The sequence below is a fragment of the Streptomyces sp. NPDC052114 genome, assembly GCF_040680155.1.
Lineage (GTDB): Bacteria > Actinomycetota > Actinomycetes > Streptomycetales > Streptomycetaceae > Streptomyces.
The window spans coordinates 392,779-418,788 of record NZ_JBFAWC010000004.1 but is presented as its reverse complement, the minus strand read 5'-3'; the positions used below and the strand labels follow the sequence as shown (position 1 = coordinate 418,788).

Annotated in this window: 15 protein-coding genes; 5 read left to right on the top strand and 10 right to left on the bottom strand. The window is 75.4% G+C overall.

Annotation, left to right across the window (positions count from 1 at the left end):
* The first annotated feature begins 27 nt into the window (after positions 1-27).
* On the top strand, positions 28-3,117 hold the full coding sequence (locus AB0L89_RS11680) for a BTAD domain-containing putative transcriptional regulator (protein WP_365138187.1): 3,090 nt from the start codon (positions 28-30) through the stop codon (positions 3,115-3,117).
* A 49-nt stretch (positions 3,118-3,166) separates the two neighbouring features.
* Here the strand turns inward: AB0L89_RS11680 and AB0L89_RS11675 are convergent, their stop codons facing one another.
* Both AB0L89_RS11675 and AB0L89_RS11670 read right to left on the bottom strand, forming a co-directional pair.
* Positions 3,167-4,444 (bottom strand): cytochrome P450, encoded by a 1,278-nt coding sequence (locus tag AB0L89_RS11675; protein WP_365138184.1) that lies wholly within the window; start codon positions 4,442-4,444, stop codon positions 3,167-3,169.
* Positions 4,441-5,253, bottom strand: coding sequence for an alpha/beta hydrolase (locus AB0L89_RS11670; RefSeq protein ID WP_365138181.1), 813 nt, complete (start codon positions 5,251-5,253; stop codon positions 4,441-4,443). The genes AB0L89_RS11675 and AB0L89_RS11670 overlap by 4 nt, the downstream gene beginning before the upstream one ends.
* Before the next feature lie 194 nt (positions 5,254-5,447).
* Between AB0L89_RS11670 and AB0L89_RS11665 the strand changes: the two genes are divergently transcribed.
* The 4 genes from AB0L89_RS11665 to AB0L89_RS11650 all read left to right on the top strand — a co-directional run bounded on the left by AB0L89_RS11665 (position 5,448) and on the right by AB0L89_RS11650 (position 11,018).
* A complete protein-coding gene (locus AB0L89_RS11665; protein WP_365138178.1) occupies positions 5,448-7,886 on the top strand; it encodes a GTPase-associated protein 1-related protein in 2,439 nt (812 codons plus the stop codon).
* A 207-nt stretch (positions 7,887-8,093) separates the two neighbouring features.
* Complete coding sequence (locus tag AB0L89_RS11660) at positions 8,094-8,753, top strand: tellurium resistance protein (RefSeq protein ID WP_365138574.1); 660 nt, start codon at positions 8,094-8,096, stop codon at positions 8,751-8,753.
* Positions 8,750-9,652: a protein phosphatase 2C domain-containing protein gene (locus AB0L89_RS11655; protein WP_365138175.1), complete on the top strand. Its 903-nt coding sequence runs from the start codon at positions 8,750-8,752 to the stop codon at positions 9,650-9,652. The genes AB0L89_RS11660 and AB0L89_RS11655 overlap by 4 nt, the downstream gene beginning before the upstream one ends.
* Positions 9,653-9,668: 16 nt before the next feature.
* The gene (locus tag AB0L89_RS11650; protein ID WP_365138172.1) at positions 9,669-11,018 is read left to right on the top strand and encodes a serine/threonine-protein kinase; all 1,350 of its coding nucleotides are present in this window, start codon (positions 9,669-9,671) and stop codon (positions 11,016-11,018) included.
* A gap of 67 nt (positions 11,019-11,085) precedes the next feature.
* Here AB0L89_RS11650 and AB0L89_RS11645 read toward each other — a convergent pair whose 3' ends face one another.
* From AB0L89_RS11645 to AB0L89_RS11610, 8 genes are read right to left on the bottom strand one after another with little or no spacing between them, the layout of a single operon-like run.
* Positions 11,086-13,185, bottom strand: a complete 2,100-nt coding sequence (locus tag AB0L89_RS11645) for a hypothetical protein (protein WP_365138169.1) — start codon at positions 13,183-13,185, stop codon at positions 11,086-11,088.
* 3 nt (positions 13,186-13,188) lie between these two features.
* Entirely contained in the window at positions 13,189-13,677 is a 489-nt protein-coding gene (locus AB0L89_RS11640) for a hypothetical protein (protein ID WP_365138166.1), read from the bottom strand.
* Positions 13,674-15,233: a hypothetical protein gene (locus AB0L89_RS11635; protein WP_365138163.1), complete on the bottom strand. Its 1,560-nt coding sequence runs from the start codon at positions 15,231-15,233 to the stop codon at positions 13,674-13,676. The genes AB0L89_RS11640 and AB0L89_RS11635 overlap by 4 nt, the downstream gene beginning before the upstream one ends.
* A gap of 54 nt (positions 15,234-15,287) precedes the next feature.
* Positions 15,288-17,360, bottom strand: a complete 2,073-nt coding sequence (locus AB0L89_RS11630) for an Hsp70 family protein (protein ID WP_365138160.1) — start codon at positions 17,358-17,360, stop codon at positions 15,288-15,290.
* Positions 17,357-19,498 (bottom strand): Hsp70 family protein, encoded by a 2,142-nt coding sequence (locus AB0L89_RS11625; protein ID WP_365138157.1) that lies wholly within the window; start codon positions 19,496-19,498, stop codon positions 17,357-17,359. Before AB0L89_RS11625 ends, AB0L89_RS11630 begins: the two co-directional genes overlap by 4 nt.
* On the bottom strand, positions 19,495-19,926 hold the full coding sequence (gene grpE / locus AB0L89_RS11620) for a nucleotide exchange factor GrpE (protein ID WP_365138154.1): 432 nt from the start codon (positions 19,924-19,926) through the stop codon (positions 19,495-19,497). The genes AB0L89_RS11625 and grpE overlap by 4 nt, the downstream gene beginning before the upstream one ends.
* On the bottom strand, positions 19,919-20,278 hold the full coding sequence (locus tag AB0L89_RS11615; protein WP_365138151.1) for a hypothetical protein: 360 nt from the start codon (positions 20,276-20,278) through the stop codon (positions 19,919-19,921). Before AB0L89_RS11615 ends, grpE begins: the two co-directional genes overlap by 8 nt.
* Positions 20,275-26,007 (bottom strand): CHAT domain-containing protein, encoded by a 5,733-nt coding sequence (locus tag AB0L89_RS11610; protein ID WP_365138148.1) that lies wholly within the window; start codon positions 26,005-26,007, stop codon positions 20,275-20,277. Before AB0L89_RS11610 ends, AB0L89_RS11615 begins: the two co-directional genes overlap by 4 nt.
* Between the last annotated feature and the right edge of the window lie 3 nt (positions 26,008-26,010).

Below are 26,010 nucleotides of genomic sequence, written 5' to 3'. Positions count from 1 at the left end.
CCGAGGCCCGTAGGGAGGGTCCTTAAGATGTGCGCGACCAGTACCTCGCAGGAGAGCGTGGGGGCCATGCAGGGGGACGAGCTTCATTACGCGTTGCTGGGTCCCGTCAAAGTGCGCGAGCCCGGCGGGGGGACGGTCGGCCTCGCGCCCCAGCAGCGGGCGATCCTGGTGATGCTCCTCTCCCGGGGCGGCAGGTCCGTCACCGCCGCCGAACTCGTCGACGGCGTCTGGGGCGACCCGGCACCCGAGCGCGCGCTCTCCACCCTGCGGACGCAGATCGCCCGGCTGCGCCGCGTGCTCGAACCCGCACGCCCGGCCCGCACGCCCGCGAAGGTCCTGCTCTCCACGCCCGGCGGCTACCGCCTGCGGATCGCCGAGGGCGCCTGCGACCTGGACCTCTTCCACGGGCATGTCACGGCGGCCGAGCGCGCGGTCCGCGACGGCGACCCGCACGCGGCGCGCCGCCTGTTCGGTGCCGCGCTCGACCTGTGGCGGGGCGAGCCGCTCGCCGGTGTCCCCGGACCGTACGCGGACACCCTGCGCGCCGCGCTCGCCGAACGGCGGCTCGCCGCCCTGGAGGCCCGCGTCCGCCTCGACCTGGAGCTCGGCGCGCCCGCCGAGAGCATCCCCGAACTGACCCTCCTGGTCGCCGAGCACCCGCTGCGCGAGGGCCTGCGGGCCCAGCTGATGCTCGCGCTCTACCGCGGCGGACGCCAGGGCGAGGCGCTCGCCGCGTACGCCGACGTACGCCGTGTGCTCGGCGAGGAACTCGGCGTGGAGCCGGGGCCCGAGCTGCGGGACATGCACCGGCGCGTCCTGCGCGCCGATCCCTCGCTCGGCGGGACGGAGGGGGCCGCGCCGGTCGGCTTCGTGCCGGTGCCGACGGGCTCCGCGGGTGCCGACGAGGCCGCCGCGGCGGACTACCACGTGCCGACCCCCGCCCAACTTCCCGCCCCGCCCGCCGACTTCACCGGCCGTACCGAGGACGTCGAACGCCTCCTCGCCGCCCTCGCCACCGACCGCCCGCAGGTCGTCGTCTCCGCGATGGCCGGCCTCGGCGGGGTCGGCAAGACCGTGCTCGCCCTGTACGCCGGACACCGGGCCCGCGACCGCTACCCGGACGGGCAGCTCTACGCCGACCTCGGCGGCGCGTCGGCCGTGCCCGTGGACCCCGCCGACCTGCTCGCCCGGTTCCTGCGGGCGCTCGGCATCGGCGTCGTCCCCGACGGGCTCGACGAACGTGCCGCGCTCTACCGGTCCGTGCTCGCCGGGCGCCGCGTCCTCGTCGTCCTCGACAACGCCGCGAGCGCGGGTCAGGTCGCGCCCCTGCTGCCCGGCACGCCGGGCAGCGCGGCCCTGGTGACCAGCAGGGCCCGGCTGCCCCTGCCCTCCGCGCACGCCTTCGAACTGGACGTGTTCACCGAGGACGAGGCCCTTGAGCTGCTCGCCGGGATCGTCGGCGCCGACCGGGTCGAGGCGGAGCCGGAGGCCGCCGCCGCGCTGGTCGCCGCCTGCGCCCGGCTGCCGCTCGCCGTGCGGATCGTGGGCGCCCGGCTCGGGCAGCGGCCCTCCTGGCGGATCGCCGGGCTCGTGGGCCGGCTCGCCGACGAACGGCGCAGGCTGGTCGAGCTCAGGGTCGGCAGCATGGCGGTCGAGGCGACGTTCCGGCTCGGCTACGACCAGTTGGCGCCGCCCCTGGCCCGCGCCTTCCGGCTGGCCGCGCTGATCGAGGGCCCGGTGTTCGCGGCGCCGATGGCCGCCGCCGTGCTCGACAGCACCGAGCAGGAGGCCGAGACGCTGCTCGAACGCCTCGTCGACGAGGGCCTGTTGGAGGCGCGGGCCGACGGCGGCTACCGCTACCACGACCTGCTGCGGCTGTTCGCGCGGGCGCAGACGGAGGAGACGGGAGAGACGGGAGGGACGGAGGGGTACGGGGCGGCGGCCTCCGGCGAGCGGCACCGCGGCCGTGCGGAGGCGGCCTCCGGCGAGGAGGACCGGGGGCGCGGAGGAGGCGTCGCCGTCGAGGGGGACCGGGCCGGCGAAGGGGACGCCGCCGTCGCGCGGCTCGTCGACCACTGCCTGGCCGTGGTCCGCGGCGCCCACCGCCTCGCCCGGCCCGGCTCCACCACCCCCGACGACCTCGCCCCCACCCGCGCCGTCGGCCTCCCCTTCGAGGACGCCACGGCCGGGCAGGACTGGGTGCGCCACGAACTCGACACCCTGCTCGCGCTGTTGCGGGAGGCCGCCGACCGCCCTGGCGTGCCGATCGGGCCCGCCGCCGACCTGCTGCTCGCCCTCGACCCGTTCGCCGAGTCGGACTTCCTGTGGCCCCGGCTCAACGGTCCCGCCGCCGCGCTCGCGGACGCGGCCGCCGTACGGGGTGACACGTCCGCCGAGATACGCGCCCGCTACATGCTGGGCGGCGGGCTCTGGCAGGTCGGCCGCGAGGAGGAGGGCAGGGAGCACGCGAGCCGCGCCCTGGAGCTGAGCCGCACCACGGGCGACGAGGTGCTGCTCGGCCAACTCCTCAACATCGCCGGTCTGCTGGTCGGCAGGGGGCACGAGGTGCGGCTCGCCCTGTTCCGGGAGGGCGTCGCCGTGCACGCGCGGCGCGGCAACCTGTGGGGCGAGCTGGAGACGCTGAGCAACACCGCCCAGGCGCTGCGCGGCCTGGGTCGTGCGGAGGAGGCCCTGGACTGCCTCAACGGAGCGCTGGACCGGGCCAGGCCGCTCGGCTGGACCCTCGTCCGCGTCTACCTCCAGGGCAGCCACGCCCGCACCCTGGCGCAGCTCGGCCACCCCGCGGACGCCGTGGCCAGCTACACCGAGGCCCTGGCCGGCTGCCGTGCCGTCGGCTCCGTGTACCTGGAACTGCTCCTGGAACAGGGGCTCGGCGAGACCGAGCGGGCCCGGGGCCGGACCGGTCAGGCCGCCGCGCACCTGGAGCGCAGCCTGGCCGGAGCGCGGCGGATCGGCAACGAGCCGATGCAGGCCACCGTCCTGCTCGAACTCAGCCGCACCCTGGCCGAGGCGGGCCACGCCGGGCGCGCCGAGGCGTGCCTGCGGGCCGCGCGCGACCTGCACCTCCGGCTCGGTCTGCCCCTGCCGCTCCGCTGACCAGCCCCCGGGCCGCGCCCGACGCCATGGCCGCGTACCTCTCGTACTTCTACGCGGGCGCCCGCAGCCGCAGTGACTTGAGCCCGTTGATGAAGTGCGAGACCAGCCTGCGCGGTGGTTCCGCGAGGTGCAGCTCGGGCAGGGCCCGCGCCGACTCCTCGTAGAACACGCGCAGTTGGAGCCGTGCGAAGTGCGCGCCCAGGCAGACGTGCGGGCCGTCGCCGAACGCCACGTGGGGGTTGGGCGAGCGAGCCAGGTCGAGGCGGTGGGGGTCGGCGAAGACGCGCTCGTCGTGGTGGGCGGACGCGTGGAAGACGACGACCTTGTCCCCGGCCGCGATGCGCGTGCCCGCGAGTTCGGTGGCGCGGGTGGCCGTGCGCCGGAAGCTGAGCACCGGCGGGTGCCGGCGCAGCAGTTCGTCCACGGCGGTGCCGAGGGGGACCGCGCCCCGCCGCAGCCGTTCGTACTCGCCGGGGTTCTCCGCGAGCGCGAGCAGCCCGCCCGGCGCCGCCGAGCGCACGGTGTCGTTGCCCGCGACGGTGAGGAGGAAGAAGAACATCTCCAGCTCGGGGCCGCTGAGTTCGGGGTCCGTGGCGAGCGTGGTCATGATGTCGTCGCCGGGCCGCTCGCGCTTGTCCGCCGCCAGGGACCGCGCATGGTCGAACATGTCGCGCAGCATCGCCGGGGAGCGCGGATCGACCGGTGTGCCGTCCGGGCCGAGCACCCGCGGGGCCGCCTCGTCGGGGTCCTGGTAGCCGATGACGCGCCGCGTCCAGTGGAGCAGCTTGCCGCGGTCGGCGGGTGGGACGCCGAGCAGGTCGGCGAGGTTGAGCAGGGCGTAGTCGTCGGTGACGGCCGTGACGACGTCGAAGGTGCCGTCGCCGGCGCGGGCGTCCGCCAGGGCCGCCGCGAGCAGCGTCCTGGCCCGCTCGCGCGCCAGTTCCTCGAACCGCGCCACCCGCCCCGGCGTGAACGCGCGGCTGACGAGCCTGCGCAGCCGCCCGTGGTCGGGGGGATCCTGGTTGAGCATCATGCGCCGGATGAACGGCAGGTCGTCCGGGGCGGGGTCGCGGATCTGGGTGGCGCCCAGGTGCGAGGAGAAGGTGACCGGGTCCTTCAGGACGCGCACCACGTCCGCGTGCCGGGTGACGGCCCAGAACCCCGGGCCCGCGGGCCAGCCGAGCACCCCCGGCTCGTCCTGCCGGGCCACGGGGTGGTGGTCGCGCAGGACGCGGTAGCGCTCGTGGGGGACCCCCGTCGCGTACAGGCGGGGGTCGAAGACGTCGGGGACGGGCGGCGGGGTCGTCGGCGCGCTGCCCGGTCTCACGCCGCCCCGCCCGCGGCGTGGTCCTCGTCCGTGACGCCGCCCCCGTCCGCGCGCAGGAAGTCCTCCACGGTGCGGATCAGTTCGAGGGGCACCTCGTCCATCGCGTAGTGCCCGGACGTGGTCAGCTCGGCCAGCTCCCCCTGGGGGTAGGAGCGCAGCCAGGTGCCGCGCATGAGGTCCGCCGAGAGCGCCGGGTCGAGCGCGCCCGTGACGGCGAGCGCGGCCACGGGGGAGCCGTCGACGTCGGTGTGGAAGTCCTCGCACGCCCAGGAGTCGAGCCAGGCGCGGAACGCCTTCACGTCGCTGACCTCCAGCGAGCGGCGCACCATCCGGTCCAGCCAGGCCCGCGGCCGTACGCCGCCCGTGGTGACGTCGAGAATGGCGCGGCGGGCGTCCGGGTCCTGCGCGGCCGAGGCGAACAACTCCCATTGCTCCGTCGGCAGTTGCAGTCCCGAGGCGGGCACCGGCGACACCCCGACGAGGCGGCGCACGCGGTCCGGGGCGGCTGCCAGGACGCGCTGCGCGACGCTCCCGCCCATGGAGTGCCCGATCAGCGAGAACCGCTCCCAGCCGAGCCGGTCGGCCAGGTCGAGCACGTCGGCGGCACCCTCGCCCGTCGTGTACGACCCCGCGGTGTCCTTGGCCTCGCCGTACCCGCGCAGATCCACCACCGCGTAGGTGAACGCCTCGGTGTCGAGGTCCGGCAGCACCGGCGCGTACGCCGACCGGTCGGCGAACCAGCCGTGCACGGCGACCACCTTGTGCGGACCGTCGCCGAGCAGGGTGTGGGGGAGCAGGAAGGAGGTCACGTCGACTCCGATCGCCGGCAGGGTCCGGGCACCCGGCGGTGCGGGACGATCCCACGGTGTCCCCAAGTCCCGGGCCGCGCAAGGGCGCACGGAAGGGGTCGGGTGCCCGGCCGGGTGCGGGCGGCGCGCACTGGGGCGGGGGTGAACTTGGCGGACGGCCTGCGGGGCGGTGCCGCTGTTGGTCAGAATGTGGCATGGCCATTCGTCGCCTCAGCTACCGGCTCGATGAGGAGCCGGACACCGGAACCCGTTCTCTGGTCCCGGCTGCCCCGGGAGATCCGCAGGAGCATCAACTCGGCTCTGAGTACGGTGAGTTGAGTGATGTCGTCGAGCGCCTCATCGGCGTCGGCTCCGAGCTGAGCTACAGCCTGCTCCCGGACGGCGCCCGGCTGCTGTGCGCGGCCCTGCCGGACCAGCGGGTCGAGGCGCTGCACCTGAGTGCCGACACCCCCGGACCCGGACCCGTGTGGCCGATCGACACCTGGCGCTCGGCCACCTGGGAGCCGGGCGCCGAGGACACGCTCGGGGCCGGGTTCGTCGAGTCCGAACTGCCCGTCCCCGAGGCGCACGTCGACCGCGAGATCCTCGTGGAGTTCGCACGGGCGCACGCCGAGCGCGTGGCGCCGTTCCTCGCCGACGTACGACGCCTGTTCGAGGACCCCGCGGGCCGGCAGATCGTCCTCGTGGAGCGGGACGCCGAGAGCGTGGCCCGCTGGGTCGCGCTCGCCTGCGCCTCGCTGCCCGAGGCGTACGTCCCCGCACTGACGTTCACCACCTGGACCACCGACCCGCACGGCGCGCCGCAGCAGATCATCGGCATCGGCCCGGACGTGGAGTTCGACCGGTCCGACGACGCGACGGTCGAATACCTGTACCGCGTCCACGACGCCACGGGCGGCCCCGAGAGCCCGCACGCCGAGCTCGACGCCTGGGCGCAGCTGACGGCCGAGCGGTGGCTCGCGGGCCATCCGCCGCGCCCTCGACCCGGCGCGGCGGCCGGAGCCGAGAGCGCCTTCTCGCTCCTCCCGCTGATCTCGGGGACGCCGACGGGCGGCAGCAAGGGCCGGCGCGCGCACGCGAAGGGCGAGGCGGAGCCGGCGGAGGAGACCGGCACGCGGTCCGCGGCCCCCGCACCCTCCGGTGCCGACCTCGCGGGACTCGGCGGCGACTCCCTGCGGACCGTCGTCGAGGCCTTCACCCGGTCCGTGGGCAGGGGCGAGCTCGACGCCCGCACCCTCGACGAGCTCGACCGGCTCTGCCGTGGCCTCGACGGCGACCAGGCCCTCGCCGTCCGGCCGCTCGCCCTCGCCCTCGTCCGGCACCGGCTCGACGCGGCCCGCTCCCGCGGCACCCTGCCCGACCTCGGCGCGTTCGAGGGGCTGCCGCTCGGCCAGGACGCGTGGCGGGAACTGCGCGAGGAGTACGGCGGCCGCGCCGACGACGCGCTGCGCGCCCGGCTCCGCGACCCCGTGCCCACCTGGACGGAGCCCCTGCGCCTGGCCCTCGCGGTCGGCGCGGACGGCGGCCCCGGACTCGCCGAGGCCATGGACCGCCTCGCGGACGCGCTGCTGCACCCCGACCGGAGCGTGTGCGGACACGCCGTCCGGGTCCTCACCGACCTCGACCACGTCGCCTTCACGCGCAGGGTGCTGCGGCTGCTCATCGTGGACTTCACCGAGCGCAAGCTGGACCGGCTGCGGGAGCTCGCCAACTCCCACCAGGGCGACTGGCTGTGGGACCACATCGACGACGCGCCGCTCACCGTCCACCTCGCCGCGGCCGCCGCGCGCTGGAACGGCCCCCCGGACCACCTGCGCGGCTCCCGGCTCTTCGAGCGGCTCACCGAACTGCTCCCCGGCAAGCGCGTCGACAACGTCAAGACGCTGAAGCTGCTGTGGCGCATGGTGTGGCGCAACACCCCGCCGGACCGCTCCGAACAGCCCTGGGTGGCCCGTACCTGCACCCCCCGCCTGATCCTTGAGGCGGGCCTCGGCCGCCGCGTCATGGGCTGGGTGCGGGCGCCGGACCGCTGCGACGCGGAGCTGGTCGAGTTCGCCCGGACCATGCGCAGCGACGGCCAGCTGGGCGCCACCGACCGCGACACCGCCGACCTGCTCGTGACCGCCCAGGACCTCGCGGACGGCAGGCTGCGCCTGAGCAGGTCCTCCGTCGCCCGCCTCCGGGAGCTGAACCGAAAGGTCTCGCCCCTGGACACCGTCCTGCGACAGGGGATCGACGAGCGGGTGGGGCGCGCCCTCGCCGGGGCGAACCCCCTCGACGTGTGCGAGGCGCACGGCCTGCAGATCCTCGTCGCCGCGGGCCCCCACCTGCTGAAGGCCTACCGCGCCCACCTCCTCGACGAGCGGCAGTGCGAGCGCATGGTGCGTGAACTGCCCGGCAAGCCGGCGGAGTTGGCCGCGTACTACCACATCTGGCGGCCCCGGCGGCGGCACGGCGTCACCCCCGAGTGGCGCGACGTCGCCGAGGACCTCCTCGACCACGCCCTCGCGCCCGTCCTCGCCCACCTCGACCACCACCACCTCGGACAGGTGGCCACCGTTCTCCAGCGAGAGGGCCAGGACGTGCAGGAGTGGACGGCGTGGCGTCATCGGGCGGCCCAGGGGGAGACCTGACCGTTCCGCACGGCTGCCCGGGCGGCGCGGGGCGCGACCTCCGCCGGATCCGGGCCCATGGCTCCCGCGGGCGCTCCTGACCCTCCGTCCCCGACGCACCACACCCCGCACGACCCTCCCCATGAACCTCCGTACGACCCTCCCCACGAAAGGACCAGCGTGAGCGACACGACACAGACCGTCGCCGACAATTTCCCCGGCGGCAGCATGGCGAGCCGTCCCGTGCACTTCATCTGGATGCTCGACTGCTCGGGCTCCATGGGCGTGAACGGCAAGATCGGCGAGCTGAACTTCGCCATCCGCGAGGCCATCCCGGAGATGCAGCAGGCGGCCCAGTCCAACCCCGCCGCGTCGCTGCTGGTGCGCGCCATCACCTTCGCCAGCGGGGCGAGCTGGCACGTCAGCGAGCCCACCCCGGTGGACCAGTTCTCCTGGGAGGACGTCCACATCTACGGCGGCACCGACATGGGCTCCGCGTTCAAGCTGGCGGCCGGCGCGCTCCAGACCCCGCCGATGCCACAGCGCGCGCTGCCGCCGGTGCTCGCCCTCGCCTCCGACGGCCAGCCCACCGACGACTGGCGCGCCGGGCTGCGCGCCATCGACGCCACCCCGTGGGGCAAGCGCGCGGTGCGCGTCGCGGTGGCCATCGGCGACGACGCCGACAAGAGCATGCTGAAGGAGTTCCTCGGCAACCCCGAACTGGACCCCCTCCAGGCGAAGAACCCCCGTCAGCTCGCCGCCGCGATCCGCTGGATGTCCACCGCGGTCGTCAAGGACGCCTCCACGCCGAAGGTCGACGACGGCTCCAAGCCCACGACGCCCATCGACGTGCCGTCGCTGACCAAGGGCGAAGACGACATCTGGTGACCGGGCCGGAGACGACGACCAGACCCGTGCGGGCGGCGGCGGCCTGGATACTCCTGAGCGGCGCGGTCAAGGGCGTGGCGAAGAAGTACAGCCAGGACCGCGGCGCCGCCCTGCCCGTGGCGGGGGGCCGCGCGGCCGTCCTCGCGGTCGCCGACGGACACGGCAGCGCCGCGCACTTCCGCAGCGACCTCGGCGCGCGCTGGGCCGTCGAGGAGTTCACGGCGTGCGCCCGGACCTTCGCGGACGAGGCGGTCCGCGTCGGCGAGGACGCGGCGGGCTGGCCCGCCCTGCGCGAGGAGGCGCGCCGCCTGCCCCAGCAGGTGGGCCACCGCTGGCACGAGCGCGCCCTGCTGCACGACTGCAACTCGCCCGCGCGCGGCGCCCGTTCGCTCGCGTCGGCGGACCGCGTCGGAGCCGGACAGCGGCCACGGCGTCCCGAGCCCCCGGACCTCGCCGCCTACGGCAGTACCCTCATCGGTGCCGTACTGACCGAACACATGCTGTTCTGCTGGCAGTTGGGCGACGGCGACGTCGTCCTCGTGGACGCCGACGGCACCCCGCACACCCCGCTCTCCACCGGACCGGACATGGGGGACGAGACCGACTCGCTCTGTGAACCGGAGCCCTGGCGCAAGATGCGCTCGCACTGGCAGCCCTTCACCGGGGGCGCGCCGCCGTGCGTGCTGCTCTCCACCGACGGGCTCTCCAAGAGCTTCGCCGACGACCAGGGCTTCCTGGACTTCGCCACCGGTCTCGGCGAACGCGCCGCCCAGCAGGGCGTGGCGGCGGTGCAGGACCAGCTCCCGGACTGGCTGGGGCGGGCCGCCAAGTTCTCCGGGGACGACACGACCCTCGTGGGCGCCGTCGCGGCGCCCCCGCAGCGCAGCGACGAACGATAGGGCAGAGAGGAACAGCATGGTGAACGGCATGCTCGCCGCCGGAAAGACCCTGGTGGCCGAGTCGGGGGAGAAGCTCAAGGTCGCCGAGCTCTTCGGCTCCGGCGGCCAGGGCGAGGTCTACCGCGTCACGTCGCCCACCGGCGACCAGGCGGTGAAGTGGTACTACCCCCAGCTCGCCGACGCCCGCCAGCGGGAGATCCTCGAAGGGCTCATCGCCAAGGGCTGGGACGACCCCCGCTTCCTGTGGCCGCGCTCCATCGTGATGGACCCCCAGGGCAGACAGCCCGGCTTCGGGTACGTCATGGACGTGCGGCCCGCGCGGTTCTGCGATCTGCCCGCGCTGTTCCGCCGCGACCCCTCGGTGTCCGCCGCGACCATGCGCACCCTGGTGACCGTGGCGCTGCACACCGTCGAGGCCTACCGCGCCCTGCACTCGCGCGGCATCGCCTACCGCGACATCAACTGGGGCAACATCTTCTTCGACCCGCACACCGGCGACGTCCTGGTCTGCGACAACGACAACGCCGTCGTGGAGGGCGCCGAGGCCGCCGTCGCGGGCACCATGGACTTCATGGCGCCCGAGCTGGTGCGCGGCGAGAAGGGCCACCAGCCCGGCACCCAGAGCGACCTGCACTCCCTGGCCGTGCTGCTCTTCCTGCTCCTGATGAACGACCACCCGTTCAACGGCGCGCTGGCCCTGAAGATCCGCTGCATGGACGAGGCCGCCAAGCGCCGCCTGTACGGCACCGATCCGGTCTTCGTCTACGACCCGGCCGACACCCGCAACCGCCCGGTGCCCGGCGAGCAGCCGACCGTCGAGGCGACGTGGGGCGCGCTGCCGCAGATCCTGCGTGACCTGTTCATCCGGACGTTCACGGACGGGCTGCGCCACCCCAAGCTGCGGGTGCGCGAGACGCAGTGGCGCGACGCGCTCAGCCAGGTCCTCGACTCCATCACCCAGTGCGGCGTCTGCGGCAAGCAGAACATGACCCAGCCGGACGGCGCGCCGCCGGACTGCTGGAAGTGCCGCCGCACGCTGACGCTGCCGCCCCGCCTCGAACTGGTCACCGGCACCGGCACGCTGCGCACCCGGCGGGGCATCCGGCTCGCCCCGAACGCCCGCGTCTACGCCCATCACCTGCGCGACGACCCCGAGCGGCACGACTTCTCCGCCGTGGTGGGCGAGGTCACCGAACACCCGCAGCAGCGCGGCAGGTTCGGCCTGACCAACCGCACGTCGGCCGTGTGGACGGCGCGCAAGGACGACGGGACGGTCCGGGACGTGGAGCCCGGCAAGACGATCGCGCTGCGGTCCGGTCTGCTCATCGAGTTCGGGGGCGGGACGGAGGCCGTGGTCAAGGAGTGAGGTCCGCGGCCGGTCCGGTGGCTCCCGAAGCCGCCGGACCGGCCTGACCGCGCAGGGCCACGGCCGCCTACGACCACCAGGTCCGCCAGCGCCGCCACCAGCCGCGCCACCGGGGCGGCGCGACCGGCGGCGGTGGCGGGGGCGGTGGCGGCGCCGCGGGCAGGAGCGCGCGGGCCGGCTCCGTGCCGATCGCCACGGCGTCGGGCCGGGGCAGCGGCACCGCGGTGACCACGCACCGCTCGGCGGACACGGGCAGGTCCACCCGCCCCGCCCGGTGCGCGCTGCGTGCCACGCGCCGCTCGCCTCCTAAGTGCCCGTCGCTCCACGTCACCCGCACCAGGACGGCGGGCTCCGGCCAGGCGAAGAACAGCTCGGCACGGTCCGCGGCGACCCGTCGTACCGTCAGATCGTTTATCGGGGCCGGGTGTTCGATGACGACGCTGGGGCCCGACACCGCCCGGTCGCCGAGGACGCTCACCGCGGTCACCCGCATCCGCCGCTCGGGCGGCGGCGTCAGCTCGGCGCGCGACTCGGCGCCGACGGCGGTCGCCGGGATCCGGTCGGCGCCGCCCACCAGGCCGGAGACGTCCGTGCCCGGGGCGACAGGACCCGCCGTCCAGGGCAGCAGTACGCCGTCGCCGAGGTCGGGCGGCCGCCACGCGATGGTCACCCGCTCGCCGTCCGCGTGCCGGCGCACCGTGAGCTCCTCGACCGGCGAGGGCCACCGCTCGGCGCGCGCGGCGACGGTGACGCCGCGCGACCACACCAGGTCGCCGTCCGGATCCGGGTAGCCGCAGCGCACTTCGTACGTGTACGTCCCCGGGGCCAGCGGTGCGTCGAGCACGCCGTCGTGCGCGCACGGCACCCGCACCAGCGACGCCTCGCCCCACCCGCCGGTGTCCGCACCCGAGCCCGAGCGCGTCACCCGCACCTCGGCCGCCGCCGGGTCGGGCCGCCAGTCCAGCCGCACCCCGCCGGGCACCACCGTGGCGCGCAGCCGGGTCACGACCGGCGTGAGCAGCACCGGCGCGGTGACGCGGGGCACCCCGGCGACCCGGTCACGGCGCAGCGGCACGACCGCGTACCGCAGGGGGCGGCCCACGGGCGCGTCCGGGTCCACGGCGCCGGGCCCCCGCTCGGCGCCCACCGTCTCGACGGCCAGCTGCGGGGCGCCGTCGGGGAAGCGCAGGACGCGGTACGACACGTCGGCGCCGCCGCGCGGGGGCGCGCACCACGACAGCCGTACCGCACGCTCGTCGGGCACGGCCGTCACCTGTGAGGCGGCCGGTGCGAAGGGATCGTCGGCGAGGAGCGCGGCCACCCGCAGCAGACCCGTCTGGGCGTCCGCGTCGTCCCTGGCCAGGCGGAGCGCGGCGAGCCAGGCGGCGGACGCGGTGCGCAGCGCGCCGGTCGCCTCCGCGGCGGCGCCCTCGTCGGTGAGCCGCGCGACCTCCGCGGCCCGCGCGCGGACGCCGTCGACGAGCGCGGCCAGGCGGTGGTCGTCCGGCCCGTCGGGGTAGCCGGAGCCGCGCGGGAGCCGCGCCACGACCCGCTCCGCCGCGCGCAGCCGTACCCCGGGCCACACGTCGTTGAGGGTCTCGGCGGCGTGCCGCGCGGGTCCCGCCTGCGGGAATCCGGCGGCCACCGCGGAGGCGAGCAGCGCCGCCTCGGAGCGGTGCACGCCGAGCGCGACGGCGTCGCTCTCCGTGGGCCGTTCGCCGCCGTCCCTGAGCAGGCAGCACACCTCCCACAGGACCAGGCGGCGCAGGCCCATCGCGTCGTCCCGCAGAACGGTCTCCAGGGTGTCCACCAGCGCGGCCGCCGTGTCGGCGCGCGGGTCCGACGAGGAGAGCCACTGGCCGCGCGCCCGCCGCACGAACGGCACGTCGACGCGTTGCCAGATGCCGCCCCGGCCCGGGAACCAGAGCCCGTCGAGGGCCCGGAAGCCGTCGTCGGTGGCGGACTTGGGGAGCGTGCCGAAGACCGCGTTCGTCGCGGCGGCGGGCGCCGGGGCGCGCAGCGCGTCCGCCGCGTGCCGGAACTTCGCCGCCCGCAGCTGGGTGCGCAGTTCGACGTAGCCGCGCATGGCGGGGGAGCGCGGCAGCGCGGGCAGCGGGTGGCGGGCGCCGCTCGTCTTCGGGTGCTCGCCGGGGCGCAGGACCGCCATGGCTCAGCCGCCCGGTGCCGTGTAGAAGTACACGCGGACGACGGCCGTCTCCGGGGACTTGCCGAGGTTGTGGAAGTCGTCCGTCGCCGTCTTCTTGGTGAACATGTCCGGGCGGCCCTTGCCGAGCAGGCCGTTGACGCGGTGGGCGTAGACCGTGCCGTTCTGGCCGCCGCCGAAGGTGAGGACGAGCGCGGCCTCGCGGCCCGACCACTTGCCCGTGCCCTTGGAGATCTGCTTCACGAGCTTGCCCTTGTCATCGCCCGAGACCTGGAACTCCTGGGGGTGGCGGTCCACGGAGCGGGGGCCCGTGGGCTTGTGCGAGGGCGAACTGCCCTTGGAGGGCTTGGGCTTGGGCGGGTCGTCGAACATCGGGTCGGGCCGGTCCGCCATCGACACCAGCGCGAGCACGAGCAGCAGATCGGCGAAGAGCCACCCCGCGAGGACGACCACCCCGAGCCGCCCGGCACGCCGGCCGGGACGCCATCGCGTCACGCGGCGCCCCCGTCCTTCGGCGCGGGCGGGGGAAAGCGCGTCGTCGGCGCGTCCAGGGGAGCGTCCGGCGTCGGGTCGAGCGGCCGGTCGGGCGCGGGGTCGGGTGTCGGGTCGAGCGGCGGGTCCACGGGACGGCCGGGCGCGGGGAAGGCGCTCGACGTGGTCGGGGCGGAACTTCCGGTGTCCGGGCGGCCGTTCGCCGAGCCGCTTCCTTCACTGCCTCCGTAGGTGCCGCCGCCGTGAGCACCGCTTCCGTAGGTACTGCTTCCGTACGTGCCGCTTCCTTCACCGCCTCCGTACGTACCGCCGCCGTGAGCAGCGCTTCCGTACGTGCCGCCGCCGTACGTACTGCTCCCGTACGGCGACCCGTTGGCGGAGCCGTGCGTCCCCGCCTGCGACCCGAGCGACAGCGAGGGAAGGGCGCCCGAGAGCGAGTCCATGCGGGCGTCGAGACGGGCCGCCGCGTCCTGCCAGTGGGCCGCCGCCGCGTCCCAGCGCTCGGTGGCCTCGCGCATGCCGTCCACCGCGTCGCCCGTGCGGCCGGTGCTCGACACCAGGGCCTGCGAGGCCAGTTCGGTCGCCTTGGCCACCGACTCGGACTTCGCGACGAGCGACTGCTGGGCCGCGACCAGCGCCTTGAGGGAGGCCTCGACCGTGGCGCCCGCCGACTTGACGTGGTCGGCGATCCCGCGGGCCGCGGCCGCGTTGGCCTGGCCGGCCTTGGTGGCCTGCGCCGTGCCGTCGCGCAGCGTCGTGTCGAGGCGGACCGCCGCGTCGCCGAGCTTGGGCACCTCCTTGGTGAGGGAGAGCGCCGCCTGCTTCAGCGCCTCGGTCGCCTGGTTCACCGACGCCGTCGCGCCCGAGAGCGCCTTGTGGCTCTGCTCCGCCTTGTTCGTCAGGAGCTGCATCTTCTGGGCGGCCTTCGTCAGCTCCGCCGTGAACTGCAGCGGCGACGCGCTGCGGAACGGCGCGAGCAGCATCTGGGTGCGTGTGAGCACCGAGGCCAGCTCGGCGAGCAGCCGCTCGCGGGCCGCCTCCTGTGCCTCCTCGTCGCGCTCGCCGCGCACCCGCACGCGCGCGTGCCACACCGAGAGCGCGACGAGCAGGGCGATCAGGAGGACGGCCATCAGGGCCACGTTCTCGAAGCGGCCGAACGACGACAGATGACCTCCGAAGCCGGACTGCCACAGCTGGAGGAAGGGGCGCGTGGCCTGCTTGCGGTCCTCCTCGGCGAGTTCCCCGTACGCGCGCACGGCCTCCCGCAGCCCGTACCAGGTGATGAGGAGGGGGATGAAGACGAGGACGCCGAGGGCCGCCTCCAGGAGGCGGTCGTACCGCCCGCTCTGCCGCGCGGCGGTCGACGCGCGCACGCTCTCCGGGCGTACGTAGGACTGCACGAGGTCGACCTCGGCCCAGGAGTCGAGCCGGGTCGTGGCCGACAGGTCCCGCTCCAGTGCCGTCAGTTCGGCGGCGCGCGGGGACAGCTCGGGCACTGCCGCGAGCCGCCGCAACTCCTTGACGACCGAGGCCTTGTCGAGCAGTTGTGCGGGCGTCAAACGGGTTCCCTCCCTGGCTTGCGGCGCGGCCCCTCGGGGCGGGGCGCCGGTCCTCTACCCGAGGACGTCGCCCCTGCCACGCCGGTTCCTGCCGTCACGGTTCAAACGCCTCAACAGCGCCTCGGCGTCGGCGTGTTCAGGATCCCACGTCAGGCACTTCCCGAGGGCCTCAATCGCCTCATCGCGCTGCCCGCGCCGGTCCAGTTCCACGGCGTGCCGGTAGGTGCGCTCGGCGAGGAGCCCGCGCACGCGCACGTTCGTCGGGTCGTGGCTGTAGGCGCAGTTGAGCCACCGCTCGGCGTCGGCGAAGTGCTCCGGCGCCATGTCGGCCATCGCGGCCGCGCAGTGCACGTCGATCATCGCGTCCAGCATGTCGGCCCCGGTCGGTCTGGTCGCCGCGTCCTGCCAGGCGATGTGCGCAGCCTGGATGGCGTGGTCGTAGCGCCCGAGCGACAACAGGGCCTGGGCGCGCGCCAGTTGGCGCCGCGAGGCGTAGTCGAGGGCCGGGGCGGGGCCGGGCGGCGCGGGCGGTGAGGTCGCCGCGGGCACCTGGCCGCCGAGCCGCCGTGCCTGCAGGTCCCGCTGTTCGGGGGCGGCCCGGGTCCCGGGGCGGTCCTGCCCGCCGGACCGTCCCGGCGCGTCCGAACCGCCCGGTCCACCGGCCCGGACCGGGGAATCCGGCCTGTCGACGGCCGCGGACCGGTCCGGCCCCGCGGACCGGTCCTGGCTCCCCGGCCGCTCCCGTTCCACGGAGCGGTCCAGGCCGTCCAGGATTTCCTGGGCCTCCGCGATGATCCCGCGCAGCAGCGTCACGGCCTCGCCCGCGCGCCCCTGCCGCACGAGCAGCCGCGCCCGCGCCACGCCGTGCGGCTCGCCGTCGTCGTCGGCGCCCGCCTCCCGCAGGTCGTCCGGACGCTGGGCGGCCGACGGTTCCCGCTCCTCCGACCCCACCAGGGCCGCCCCCACCAGCGTCGCCGTCAGCGGCGGCGCGTCGGAGAGGGTGTCCTGCGGCGAGGCGGCCGGTTCCAGCGGGCCCTCCTCCAGGGCGGCGGGGCCCGAGGAGGCCGCGCCGCCCGCGAGCCGCACCGCGTGCTTGAGGGCCCCCAGCGCGAGCAGCTCGGGCGGCCCCTGCACGCTCTGCCTGCCGAGCCCCGCCACCCGCGAACGCACCTGCTCCATCCGGGTGTTGCCGCCCACCAGCAGCAGCGTGTCGACGTCCGACGGTGTCATCCCCGACTGGTCGAGCAGGGCCCGCGCCCGGTCCAGGGTGCGGCGCACGTGCAGGTCCAGATACGCGTCGAGGTCGTGCCGCGCGATCCGCACCCACAGCGGCGGCCCCGCGCCGAGCGCCAGATCGAGCACGGCGGCCTCGGGCCCGTCCGGCCTGCCCAGCGCCTCCCGCGCCTCCTGCCCGCGGGCCCGCAGGTCCTGCCACACGGCCGCGTCGACCCCGGTGGCCGAGCCCGCGCCGCGGTGCCTGCTCAGCAGCCTGACCGCCGACGACAGCGTCTCCGCGTCGAACGCGCGTCCCCCCGAGGTCGCCCCGCCCTCGTAGCCGAGCGAGCGGAAGTGCCCGCGCACACTGCGGATCAGACCGAGTTCGAACCCCTCGTACCCCATGCCGTAGACCAGGCACGTGCCGCTGTCCCGCTCCGTCGAGTGACCGATCACGGCGGCCATGGAGTCGCTGATGAGCCGCGCCGGTTCCAGGCCCGCCTCGCGCGCCGCGTCCCGCAGCGCCGCCCGCTGCGCCGAGCCGAAGCGCGCCGGCACGCTGATCACGGTCTGTGCCACCCGTCCCGGCGCCTCCTCCTCCACGTGCTCCCGCACGGACCGCAGCAGGCGCACCACGACCTGGTCCGGGTCGAAGGCCGAGCCCCCCACGAGCACCGGACGCCCGCTTCCCAGGCGGCTCTTGAGGCTCGGGAAGGTCACGGGCAGCACGCCCGTGTCGACGGGCTCGCACAGCAGCCACGGGCCGTCCGTCGGCTCCGCGTCCAGGCGTCGGCCCGGCGCGTCCGGCAGGGCGTAGACCGCGCGCAGGCCCGTGGCGCCGAAGTCGATCCCGAGGCTGACGGGGGCCGCCGCCCCCGGCGCCGGACGGCCCGCGGCACGTGCCTGCGTCATCCGCCCGCCGTCTCTCCGGCGAACCGCAGGATGCCCTTGTAGTCCGGCTTGTCGGGGAGCGTCGGCACCGCCCGTTCGGACTGGGCGATGGCCACCAGGTTCACCAGGTTGCGGGACTGCTGCTGGGTCGTCATGCGATTGCCCTGCCGGTGCGCCTGCTTGACCCACTCGACGGCCTCGTTGATCTGCCGGACCGTCTCCGGCGGCGCGCCCTCCGAGGCCAGCTCGGCCTGGCGGAACTGGCTCGCCAGACCGCACTGGCGGTACATGTCGTCGAGGAGCAGTTCGGTCAGGCGTTTGTACTCGCCGCTGTCGCCCATCGCGATCGCCCGCTGCGCCTGCTCGATGTCGCGGCGCACCTTCATCGCCTGTACGGGCTCGATGTAGGGCCCGTACCGCTTCAGGAAGTGGTCGGCCTCCCGCTCGGCGAGGTCCAGCTGCTCGCGCAGCACCGCGCTGTCCAGTTCCTCGACGGGCTCCGGCGGCGGGGTACGGGGCTTCTCGCGGTTGGGGGTGGCCTCCATGACCATGTCGGTGCCGCGCACGGAGATCTTCACCGTGATGATGCGGTCCGCCGAGTAGTTGAAGGAGACGTCGACCTGGCGGTTGATCTCGATCTCCTGCGGCAGCTCGAACTCCACGACGCCCTGCTCGTGGTTCTCGCTCGCCACCTTGCTGTCGCCCTCGTAGACCGGCACCCGGATGCGCCGGCTGTCCGTGGCGTGGAAGGTGCGCTGGCGCGGCTCGGACAGCGGGTACGGCGAGCCCGCCTCGATGATCTCGACGAAGACGTCGCGCTGGTTGCCCTTGATCGCGGCGATGCCCATCGCCATCGGCGTCGACTCGTACAGACCCGTATCGCCCTTGGACCGTCCGTCGGCGAGGCTGCGCCCGCAGGCCGCACAGGCGTCCGCGCCGTACTCGTTGACCTTCGCGCACTCCGGGTCCGAGCACTCCACGCCGTGCAGCGTCTCGGCGAGGACGCCCGCGCCGAAGGCGACGCACTCCATGGGGTTGATGTTCCTGCGCACCTTGGCCGTGCCGAAGAACGCCTCGACCGCCTCGTACACGGGACGGGTGAGCGTGCCGCCGCCCACCAGCAGCACGTCGGAGATGTCGTCCGTGGAGAGCTCGTAGCGGTTCAGGGACTCCCGCACCAGGTCCATCGTCCGCGTCACCAGCGGCGCGATCATCTGCTGGAACTCGCCGCGCGTCAGCTCCATCTCGACGTCCAGGACGCCGTTCTCGCTGCGGTACGCGGCCGGGATCACGATGTACGTCTCCGGCAGGTCGTTCAGCTCGCGCTTGGCCCGCTCGGCGGCCTTCTTCGCGTGGAACAGGAACGCCTTGTCGCCGGACGGGTCCACGTGGTGCTCCTCGCGCATCCACGCGATGATCCGCTCCACGATCGCCAGGTCGAAGTCGTCCCCGCCGAGCCAGATGTCCCCGGCCGAACGCAGGACCTGGAACTGGCTCCTGCCCTCCTGGTCCTTGACCGCGTTCAGGACCGAGATGTCGAAGGTCCCGCCGCCCAGGTCGTAGACGAGCACCCGGCTGCGCGCGCCGCCCGGCTTGTGCAGGCCGAAGGCGACCGCGGCGGCCGTCGGCTCGTCGACGATCTTCTTCACCACCAGGCCGGCCTTCTCGGCGGCCTCGCGGGTGGCGGCGCGCTGCGCGTCGCGGAAGTAGGCGGGCACGGTGATCACGGCGTGCGTCACGGGCTCGCCGAGCGTGCGCGAGGCGTCCCTGACCAGCTTGTCCAGGATCACGCTGGAGATCTCCGCGGGGGTGCGGGCGCGCCCGCCGAGCAGCACGTGCGCCCGCGGGTCCTCGTCGGGCCCCGCGACGATCTCGTAGCTCATCCGGTCGCGCGCCTGGACCACCGACGCGTCCGCGAAGTCCCGCCCCATCAGGCGCTTCACGGAGACGATGGTCTCCTTGGGCTGCCTGATCGCCCAGTTCAGCGCGTCCTCGCCGACCAGCGGCTGGTCCTTGCCGTCGCGGCGGCCGACGCCGACGACGGACGGCGTGAGCCGCTCACCCTTGCTGTTGGTGAGCACCGCGATGTCCGCGCGGTGCGGATCGTGGGCGGCGACCGCGCTGTTCGTGGTGCCGAGGTCGATGCCGATGGCCTTCATTCCCGCTCCGTCCCTTGCTCCGTGCCGCCGTCGGCGGCGACGACCACCCGGGCGGCACGCAGCAGTTGCCCCCGGTATCGATACCCGCGCTGCACAATCTCAAGGACCTCGTCGGCGTCCGCCGTGGACGGCGCGGCGCGGACCTCCGCGATCTGGTGCGTGGCCGGTGCGGCGCGCTCGCCGACCCGCCCCACGCGTTCGAGCCCCTCCTCGGCGAGTGCCGTCTCCAGCTGTCCGGCGATCAGCGCCACGCTCCTGCGGTACGTCTCCACGTCGCCGGCAGCGCCGTCGGCGAGCAGCCGGTCGAAGGAGTCGAGGACGTCGGCGCAGCGCAGCAACAGCCGCTCGGTGAGCGCCTGGTGGGCGGCGTCACGGGCGACGAGGGCGCGCGCGTGCTCATAGGCGAGCCGGGCCGCGGGGTCAGACATCGAACCGGATCAGGTCGTGGAGGAGGCGCACGGTGTCCTCCGGGGGCGGGCCGGGGTCGGGCTCGCGCCCGGCGCCCGCCGCGGCCAGCTCGCGGTCGATCCCGGCGACGGCCAGGGGCGCCTCGGCCGCCGGGTCCACGTCGTACAGGAGCAGATCGACGAGCAGCCTGCGGCGTACGCTGCGCAGCTCGTCCCAGGCCTGCTGGGTCACCGGCGTCATCAGGTGCCGGGCGAGCAGCTCGAAGGAGACGTCCCGCATGTCCGCGTGGGACGTCCAGGGGGTCACGCCCGCCGGGGCGAGCGTGCCGTAGGGGAAGGGCCCGTCCCAGCTCGCCGATGGGTCCTCGATCACGCGACACCGCCTCCGTCTTCGGTCTTCACGGCCTGCGCCGCACCGTTCCTGTCCGCGCCGTTCCGCGGTCCGCCGTAGGTGTTGTTCTCCAGGGCGCCGTGCCCCGGAGCCAGTTCGGCGAGCCAGCGCTGCGCCGCGTCGAGCAGGGCCCGCCGGATGCGGCTGTCGGTGGGCTCCGCGCGGGTGGCGCGGATCAGATGGTGCAGCGCCCACAGGATGTCGCCCGCGCGCAGGGCCCGCTCGGCCCGGTCCGTCAACTCCGCCGCCCACGCGGGCAGATCGTCGTCGTCGGGCGGGGTCTCCTCGCCGTCGCTGCGGATCAGGTCGCCCATGCCCTCGACGCCGAGATGGCGGGTGAGCAGCTTCTCCATCTCGTCGAGGGCCTCGCCGAGCGTCTCGCGGTAGCGGTGGGTCAGGGCCTGCCCGAGGCCCACGTCCAGGAGTCCGAGGGCCTCGCGGATCAGTTCCAGGCGTTCGGAGACCTCGTACGTACGGTCGTCGAGGGTGAAGACCAGCGCCCGCGCGAGGTTGTCGCGGGCGTGGCTCGACTCCGGGTTGAGGGCGAGCGCGCGGCGCAGGTCGGCCTCCGCGCCGTACACGTCGGAGCGCATGCCGTGCTTGGTGCGGGTGTAGCCCCGCCACACGCCGCGCATGGACATCAACGCCGAGAGCTTGGCGTGCAGTTGCCCCGTCAGGTCGCGGTCGAGGGGGTGCAGCACGGTGATGACCGACTCGACGAGCGCGACGGCCTCGTCCAGGCACTCGCCGAAGTGGGCGCCGTCCTCGTCGGTGAGCGCCTCGACCCGGCCGAGCACCGTGCGGATCACGGCCTTCTTCGAGCGGGCCTGCATCCCGGCGTTGCGGGACACCTTCACCAGCTCGCCCCACTGCGCGAGCGCCTCGTCCAGTCCGCCGTCGCCCCGCGTCAGGGCCGTCCTGGCGAGCGCGAGACGCACGTGCACGGCGAGTTCGACGCCGTCCTGGAGGAGCCGGGCGTGGCGGCGCGGGAGGCGGACGTAGGCGGGGTTGCGCCGCAGGAAGTCCTGGCAGTGCTCGCACTGCCCGGTGTGCGCGGCCGCCGACGCGGGGCCCGCGCAGTCGTCCGGCAGGGTGGTCAGGGTCGGGAAGACGGGCAGGGCGCGCAGCGCGGTCTCGAACTTGCGCACCTCCGAGAGGGCGAAGCTCTGCGCCAACTCCGAGAAGGCCCAGCGCAGTTCGCGCACCGCGTACTCGCCGGGGTCCTTGCCCTGCTGGGCGGCCGCGTCGAGCTGCGCCGCGAGCTCGCCGAGCGGTACCTGGAGTCCCAACAGCCGCAGATAGCGCGGCCCGCAGGCCAGCGTGGCGCCCGAGCCCGGCACGTCCGGCAGTCCGCCCACGTCCTTGAGCACGCGCGCGCCGCCCAGCTCGGATTCGAGTACCGCCGCCAACGCCTCGTAGGCGTCGGCCTGTTGGGGGCGGTCCTGCTCGGTGTGGCGCTGCTCGTACGCCGACAGCTGGCCGAACAGGTGCTGGCTCAGCTCCCAGCGCAGCGACGCCATGTCCTCGTGGGTCAGTTCGCGGTCGTAACAGGCGGCGCGCTCGGCCCGCCAACCGTCCCAGTACTCGTCGTCGCTCAGCAGCGTCGCCCAGTAGGCGAGCGCCGACTCCCAGGCGTGCACCGCGTGCTCCCAGGCGCCGCTCTGCTCCAGCTCCTGCGCCTGCCACAGCCGGGCCGCCGCGAGCCCGTGCAGCACGGCCATGTCGCCGGGCGCCTCCTTCAGCCGCCGCTCCCACTCGGCGGCGGCGGTCTCGCGGTCCCGGGCGAGCAGGAGCAGCAGCGGGGCGTCCTGCGGGAAGCGCTCGCACAGGGTGTCGAGGAGCCCCGGGCCGTCGTCCGGCGACAGCCCGGCGAGGGCGTCGCGCAGGGCGTCGGGGGAGTGCCAGCGGTAGAGCAGCGCGTCCAGCTGGAGCCGCCTGCCGGGCAGCCGCATCCGCTCCAGCGCGACGCGCTCGTGCCACGACATGGAGCCGCGCTCCAGGAGGGCGTACGAGGCGTTCTTGACGACCGCCATCGAGGCGCCGGGGTCGACGCCCGCGTCCCGGAGCGCCAGATACGGAAACGCCTGGTCCCGTACGGCGAAGGGGTCGGCGACCAGGGGCGCGCTGGTCAGCCCGTCCGCCCACGGCAGCAGCCCGATGAGCCGCCGCAGCCGGCGGCAGCGCACGTCGGCCCGGTCCAGGACGCCACCGGCCCGCTCGTACGCGACGACGGCGGCACTCCACTTCCCGGCCGCCTCCAGCAACCGCCCCTCGGCGTAGGCGAGATGGGCGTCGGCGTCCCGGTGCCCCGGGCACTGCCGGAAGGCGTCGGCGGCCCGCTGCCACTCCTGGTGGGCGTCGGCGAGGCGCCCGCGCGCATAGGCGGCGACGTCCGGCGAACCGCCGTCCTCCCCGAGCGCGTCGGCCTCCGCGACGACACCGGCCCAGTCGCTCTCGGCCTCGGCGGCCCGCACACGCGCGTGGCGCCCCCGCGCGGCGACGTCCGCGCCCCGTACGCCCTCCCGCCCCAGCTCCGCGTACGTCTCGACGATCTCCCGCCAGTCCGCCGCGGTCTCGGCGCCCGCCTCGGCGATCCGCGCCCGCACGTACCGCACCCGTACCTCGACGTCCTCCCACGCGCGGTCCATCGACGCGTGGACGCGGAGCGCCTCGTCCCACCGCTCCTCGTCCTCGTGGGCGCGGGCCAGGGCGTAGAAGTAGAGGTGGAGCTCCTCGTGGGAGGAGTCGGTGCCGTCGGCGGACGCGGGGTCCGGCGGGCACCCGGGAAACGCGCGCGCGTGGATCGCGCACGCCGTCCCCCACGCGTCCGCCTCCTCGGCGAGGCGGCCCTCCGCCTTGCGCCGCAGGGCGTCCACCGCGCCCTCGCGGGCCTGGTCCGCGACACCGGTGAGCAGGCTCAGGACCGCCGCCCAGTCGCCGCGCAGATCGGCCGCCACGCGCGCGCGTGCGTACAGGCGCCGCGCGCCCACCTCGCCGTGCGCGTAGCCGTCGGGCAGCCGTCCGAAGCCGTCGATGACGCCGTTCCACTCGCCCCGGGTGTCCGCCGCCCGCCCCCGCGCGTACAGCACCCGGTCCGGGACGTCGGCCAGCGAGGACGGCAGCGATCCGAAGTGCACCAGCGCCTCGTCCCACCGCTCCTGTTCCTGGCACAGGCGCCCCTCGGCGTAGGCGCGAAGGTCCTGCGCGTCGCCGGGAACGTCCCCGCGCACGTCCTCCTCGACGGCCCCGCACGCGCCGAACTCCCCGGCCGCCGTCGTCCACTCGCCCGAGGCCGCAGCGAGTCGTCCGCGCGCGTAGTGCCCGAGGGCACGCGTGGCCCGGTGGCCGTCCGGCAGCGGCGCGAGCCGCGCCAGCACGGACGGCCAGTCGGCGGCCTCGGCGGCGGCGAGCGCCCCCTCGTACACGCGCCCGCTCAGCTCGCTCAGCAGGGGCTCCGTGTCCCAGCCCCGCTCTGCCGCGCCGGCCAGGTCCGCCAGCGCCTCGGCGAGCCGTCCCTGGGCCGCCGCGTCCCGGCCGCGCGCGTACAGCAGGCGCACCGCGCTGTCCAGGAAGCCGTCCGCCGCGGCGTACTCCCGCGCCGCCTCTGCCCACCCGCCCGTCGCGTCCGCGGCCCGCCCCGCGCAGTACGCGCCCCAGGCCCCGCACTCGGCCCCCGCCCGCGCGAAGGCGTCCCGCGCCGCCGCCCAGTCGCCGAACTCCGCCGCCGCCCGCCCGCGCGCGTACGCCGCCCGCGTCACCGCGCCGTCGAGCCCCTCGCACGCCGCGTACGCGGACTCCGCCGCGCCCCAGTCCTCGCCCTCCTCCGCGGTCCGCCCGGCCAGGTACGACACCCAGGCGGTGGCCGCACGGTGGCCGGGCCGCAGCGCGAGGACGGCGGCGTACGCCTGCGCGGCCGCGCCCCAGTCGCCCGCCTGCCGGGCCCGCTCGCCGGCCGCGCAGGTCCGCGCCACGTGCAGCTCGTCCCGTGCCGCCGCGAGCCGCTCGGCGACGTCCCGCGGCCCGCCGGGCCGGACGGCGAGCACCTCTTCGTAGCGCCCGATGGCCGTCTCCCAGTCCTCGGCCGCCTCCGCCGCCCGCGCCTCGTCGACCAGCGCGGCGATCCGCCGCAGCCCGGCCACCTCCGCCACGAGCGCGTCCGGCACCGCCCCGGGGAGCAGCTCCCGCACCACCGCGAGCTGGGCCTCGGCGCCCGCCGCGTCCCGCTCCCCGGCCAGCAGCGCGCAGAGCTTCTCCAGCTCGGGCCAGGCCAGTTCGAAGGCCGCCTCGGCCCGCATCCGGCGCTGCTCGTCGGCGTAGTTCTGCGTCGTCGTCCGCAGGATCCGCTGCACCTGCGACCACCGCCCGAGGTCCCGCTGGAAGCGCGCCGCACCGATCAGGTCGGCCGAGCCGACGTGGCCGACGGGGCTCTGGAAGGTCCGCAGTGCCTCGGCGCCCTCGCGCAGCGGATCGGCCACCGCGCCCGTCCCGAAGTCGTCGTCCCGCACCTCCCGCGCCTTGAACAGCCAGCCCTGCCGGCACTCCTCGTGCAGGAACAGCGCGGGCGTCGCCCACTCCACCGCCGTGTGCTCGGGCTGGTGCGAGATGCGCAGCCGGGCGGCGGCCATGGACTCGTCGACGGTCTTGTTGGTCGCGATGCCCTTCAGGAGCTCGGGGCCGAACGCGCCCGCCGACACGTCGCTGACCCGTCCCCGCATCGCCACCACGGCGGGCACGCCCCCGCCGATCAGCGCCTGCGCGAGCCCCGAGAAGGGTTCGAGGTGCGAACTGTCGGCGCTGGAACAGAGGTTGAGGACGGCGAGGCGCAGGCGCTGCGCCTTCAGGAGGATCCCGCTGAGCGTCTCCGCGGGCACCCGGTCGATGCCGCCGCCGTCCGTCTCCAGGGCCACCACGCCCTTGCCGAGGTCCTGGTCGTACGAGCCGTGCGCGATCAGCAGGACGGCCGTGGGCAGGTCCGAGTGGCCGCCGAGCGCCGACTCCAGGCCCGCGCGCGTCGCCCGCTCCAGGACCGTGGTGTGCACGGCGACGTCGGGCAGGTCCTGGCGGAGCGCGGCCACCTCGGCGGCGGCCCGCAGCGGATCGAGCCCCCGGGGGGACGCGCAGGCCACCAGGAGGCGGATCACGCTCGGCTCGTCCGCCGGGTCGGGCAGCCGCTGCCCCACCGGGCCGCCGGGCAGCGAACGCACCAGTGAATAGCCGTGGTTGAGGGCCAGGGACTGCTGTGGGCTGCCCGGCGGCGCGCACAGCGACTCCAGGGGCAGGTCCCGCAGCTCCGGCGGCAGGTCGAAGCGGAGCCGGAGCCCGCGCGCGGGCCGCATGCGCTGGGCGCGGTCCAGGGCCGTGTCGACGCAGACGCCGACGCGCGGGCCGACCTCCTCGCCGGTCCCGCCCGGGCCCACGGTGTTCCCCATGCCGCCGGGGTCCGAGCCGTCCCCGCCGGGCCCCGCGTCGCCGAAGAGCAGCCGGAACACACCGCGCCCGAGCGTCCGCAGCTGCGCCACGGTGTGCTGCTCGCCCATCGGCGCGTATCCGAGCTCGGCCGCGATCAGCCGGTCCCACTGCTCGCGGAAGGCCGCGGGCTCGCCGTCGACCGCCATCACCTCGGCGGCGCACGCCGGGCCGCCCGCGGTCACGAGATAGCGGGACGCGCCGACGCGGCGGACCCGGATGCGGAGTTCCTCATAGGCGAGCACGGC